The following is a 4,351-nucleotide window of genomic DNA, read 5'->3' as shown; positions in this document are numbered from 1 at the left end:
CCACGACACTGGACGCGGGTTACTGGTACTCGAACCTCCGGCAGACCGTTCTCTTCGAGGACACCGTCCGCACCCTCCTCACCGACGGCTTCCGGGTCTTCGTCGAGGCCAGCCCCCATCCCGTCCTCACCGTGGGTCTCCAGGAGACCGCCGACACCCTGGGCCATGACCTCGTGGTGACCGGATCGCTGCGGCGCGACGAAGGCGGGCTCGACCGAGTCCTGCTGTCCCTCGCCGAACTGCACGTCAACGGTGTACCGGTGGACTGGCGGGAGGTCTTCCCCGAAGATCGCGCGCATACCGTGGATCTGCCCACCTACCCCTTCCAGCACAGGAGTTACTGGCTGCGTCCGCAGGCCCGGCGCGGCAGCGGGGAGGTCGCCGAGGCGGGAATCGGCGGCGCGGACCATCCGCTGCTCGGCGCGGTGGTGGAACTCGCCGACGGCGCCGGTGCGGTGTTCACCGGGCGGCTCTCCACGGCGACCCAGCCCTGGATTGCGGACCACGCGGTTCTCGACACCGTCCTGCTGCCCGGCACCGGATTCGTGGAGCTCGCCCAGTACGCGGCCAGGCGTGTCGGCGCCGACGGCATCGACGAACTGACGCTGCACGCCCCGCTGGTCCTACCCACGGGCGGCGCCGTGCAGGTGCAGGTCGTGGTCGGCGGGCGCGACGCCACGGGCCGGTACGAGATCGGTGTGTACTCGCGCACCGAGCCCGCCGCCGACCAGCGGTCCGGCACGGGATCAGGCACAGCCGCAGAGCCGGCACCGGACCGGCCCTGGACCCGGCACGCCATGGGCTTCCTCACCGCCGCCGGCGCCGCACCACCGGCAACCGCGGACCAGAACCTCACCGCCTGGCCGCCCGCCGACGCCGAGGAACTCGACGTCCAGGGCGTCTACGACTGGTTCGCGGACCTCGGCTACGGGTACGGCCCCGCCTTCCGAGGTCTGCGGCGCGCCTGGCGCAGGGGCGAGGAGGTGTTCACCGAGGTCGCCCTGCCCGAGGAGTACGCCTCCCAGGCCGACGCCTACGAACTGCACCCCGCCCTCCTGGACGCCGCCCTGCACGCCACCGTCCTCGGCTACCACGGCGAGACCGAGACCGCCGTCCTGCCGTTCTCCTGGAACGGCGTACGGACGCACGCCACCGGCGCCGACGCCCTGCGCGTACGCTTCCGGCGCAGCGGCGAGGACGTGGTCAGCGTGACCGTCGCCGACGTCACCGGGACGCCCGTCGCCACCGTCGACTCGCTCGCCGCGCGGCCGCTCTCCGCCAACCAGCTCGAAGAGGCCAAGCAAGCCCTCGGCGACACGGCCGCCCTCGAGGACTCCTGGCGCTACCGCATCGACTGGAGCCGCGTCACCGACACCCCCGACGCGGCCCTCACCGGCACCTGGCTGCTCGCCGTGCCGGCCGGGCAGGCCGACCACCCGTGGATCACCGCGAGTGCCCAGGCCCTTCAGGCGCGTGGCGCCCGAGTGACCACCGTCCTCGTCGACGACACCCTGGCCGCCGACCGGGCCGCCTTCGCCGACCGCCTCAGTGAGGCCGCCGGCGACGCCGAACACGGCGGACCCGTGGCCGGAGTGCTGTCCTGGCTCGCCCTGGACGAACGCATGCACCCCGAGCACCGGTCGGTCCCCCTGGGCCTCGCGCACACCGTCACCACCGTCCAGGCCATGGACACCGCCGGCTTCGAGGCACCCCTGTGGATCGCCACCCAGGACGCTGTGCACGCAACCGACAGCGACCCCGTGGACCACCCACTGCAGTCCGCGGTCTGGGGCCTGGGAAGGGTCATCGCCCTGGAACAGCCCAAGCAGTGGGGCGGCCTGGTCGACGTCCCCGCCACGCCCGGCGAGCGCGCGGTCGCCCGTCTCGTCGACGTGGTGGGAGCCGACCGCGACGAGGACCAACTGGCCGTACGTGACACGGGTGTTCTCGTACGACGCCTGCTGCGCTCCCCCCGACCCGAGCCGTCATCGGAGCGGCCGTGGAAGCCGGCCGGCACGGTGCTCGTCACTGGCGGCACCGGTGCTCTCGGCGGACACGTGGCCCGCTGGCTGGCCGAGGAGGGAGCCGAGCATCTGATCCTGACCAGCCGCAGCGGACGCGACGCGGTCGGCGCGGACGAGCTGGAGGCCGAGCTGACCGCGCTCGGAGCCAAGGTCACCATCGCCGCGTGCGACGTGGCCGACCGCGCCCAACTCCGCCAGCTGCTCGACTCCTTGTCCGACGACACCCCGCTCGACGCCGTCATCCACACCGCCGGTGTCTCCCGCGACGGCATCGTCGACGGCCTCACCTTCGAGAGCATGGACGCCGTCCTCCGGCCGAAGATCGACGCGGCGCTCAATCTGCACGAACTCACAGTCCACCTCGACCTGTCGGCGTTCGTCCTGTTCTCCTCCGTGTCCGGCGTACTCGGCTCGGCGGGCCAGGCGGCCTACGCCGCCGGCAACACCTTCCTCGACACTCTTGTCCAGCAGCGACGCGCCCGAGGGCGCGTGGGCGCCTCCTTCGGCTGGGGCATGTGGGGCGGCGACGGCATGGCTACCCTCGGCTCCAACGAGGCCCGCATCAAACGGCGCGGCATCCGGCCGATGGACCCGCGTACCGCCGTCGACGTCATGGCCCGCTCCCTGCTCGCGGACGAGCCGTTCCTCACCGTCATCGACGTCGACTGGCGGCGCTTCGTCGCCGAGGTGCACGGCGGCCGGGCCCGCCCGATCATCCGTGACCTGCCCGACGTACGGGCCCTGCGGACGGCCGCGGCCAGGACACCAGCCGGGACGACGGCCCCGGCAGGCCCCGGGGACCGCCCCGACCGTCTCGGCGACCGGCTCGCCGGCCTCGCCCCCGCCGAGCAGGACCAGCTCCTCACGACCCTCGTCCGCACCCACGTGGCCACCGCCCTCGGCCACGCGTCGGCCACCGAGATCGCGCCGGAACGCGCCTTCAAGGAACTCGGTTTCGACTCCTTGATCGCTGTCGAGCTGCGCAACCGGCTCAACGCGGTGACGGGCCTCAGGCTGCCCGCCACGCTGGTCTTCGACTACCCGACACCCGCGTCCCTGGCCACCTACCTGCGCGAACAGCTCGCCCCGCCGCAGGAGACGACCGCCGACTCCGTCCTGGCCGGAATCGACGCCCTCGAAGCCGCCGTCGCGGCCCTGACACCGACAGACGGCGAACGGAACCGCGTGGTCCAGCGGGCCCGCGAGGTCCTCGCCACGATCGGGGGCGCCCCGGCCGCCACGAGCGCCGGAGCGGCATCGGCCCAGAAGATCGAGTCCGCCTCGGACGACGAGATCTTCGACTTCATCAACAAGGAACTCGGCAAGTCGGAGTAAGGCGGCGCAGAGCAGCCAGAGCGCGCAGAGCAGCCCAGAGCAACGCACACTGCTGGATGGAGCGGCACGCACATGGAAAACGAAAAGAAGCTCCGCGAATACCTCAAGTGGGTCACGGCTGACCTGGTGCAGTCCAGGGAACGCGTCCGGGAACTGGAGGAGCGCGTCGGCGAACCCCTCGCGATCATCGCGATGGCCTGCCGGTTCCCGCAGGGCGTCCACACCCCCGAAGCCCTCTGGGAGCTCGTCTCCACCGGGACGGACGCGGTCGCCCCGATCCCCGCCGACCGCGGCTGGAACGTCGACGACCTCTACGACCCCGAGCTCACCCGGCCCGGCTCCATCGGCACCCGCGAAGGAGCCTTCCTGGACGACCTCGGCGCCTTCGACGCCGCCTTCTTCGGGATCTCCCCGCGAGAGGCCCAGGCGATGGATCCGCAGCAGCGGCTCCTGCTGGAGACCTCCTGGGAGGCGCTGGAGCGCGCGGGCCTCGACCCGCAGAAGCTGCGCGGCAGCCGCACCGGCGTCTTCGTCGGCTCCAACACCTGGGACTACGCCCCACCCCTGACCCAGGCGCCCGACGAGGTGGCCGGCTACCTCATGACCGGCAACACCCCCAGCGTGATGTCGGGCCGGATCGCCTACATACTCGGCCTCGAAGGCCCGGCCGTCACCCTGGACACGGCGTGCTCGTCGTCCCTCGTCGCGCTGCACCTGGCGGCTCAGGCCCTGCGTGCCGGCGACTGCGACCGCGCCCTCGTCGGCGGCGTCGCGGTAATGGCCGCGCCCGGTGTCCTGATGGAGTTCAGCCGCCAGCGCGGCCTGGCTCCCGACGGCCGCTCGAAGTCCTTTGCCGCGGCGGCCGACGGGGTCGGCTGGGGCGAAGGCGCGGGCGTCCTGGTGGTGGAGCGGTTGTCGGATGCTCGGCGGTCGGGTCATCGGGTGTTGGCGGTGGTGCGGGGGAGTGCGGTCAATCAGGACGGGGCGAGTAA

The 4,351-nt window shown here is 72.4% G+C and carries 2 protein-coding genes; both read left to right on the top strand.

The annotated features are described in order from the left end of the window. Positions 1 to 3,359 (top strand): SDR family NAD(P)-dependent oxidoreductase (locus ACZ7OY_RS44540; RefSeq protein WP_472251214.1); only part of this gene is annotated, 3,359 nt, incomplete at its 5' end. A gap of 72 nt (positions 3,360 to 3,431) precedes the next feature. Further along, a partial coding sequence (locus tag ACZ7OY_RS44535) for a beta-ketoacyl synthase N-terminal-like domain-containing protein (RefSeq protein ID WP_472251213.1) occupies positions 3,432 to 4,351 on the top strand: 920 nt, incomplete at its 3' end.

The sequence above is a fragment of the Streptomyces sp. NPDC107559 genome, from assembly GCF_055657365.1.
The sequence above is the reverse complement of the archived record's forward strand: the minus strand, read 5'-3'. Positions and strand labels throughout refer to the sequence as shown.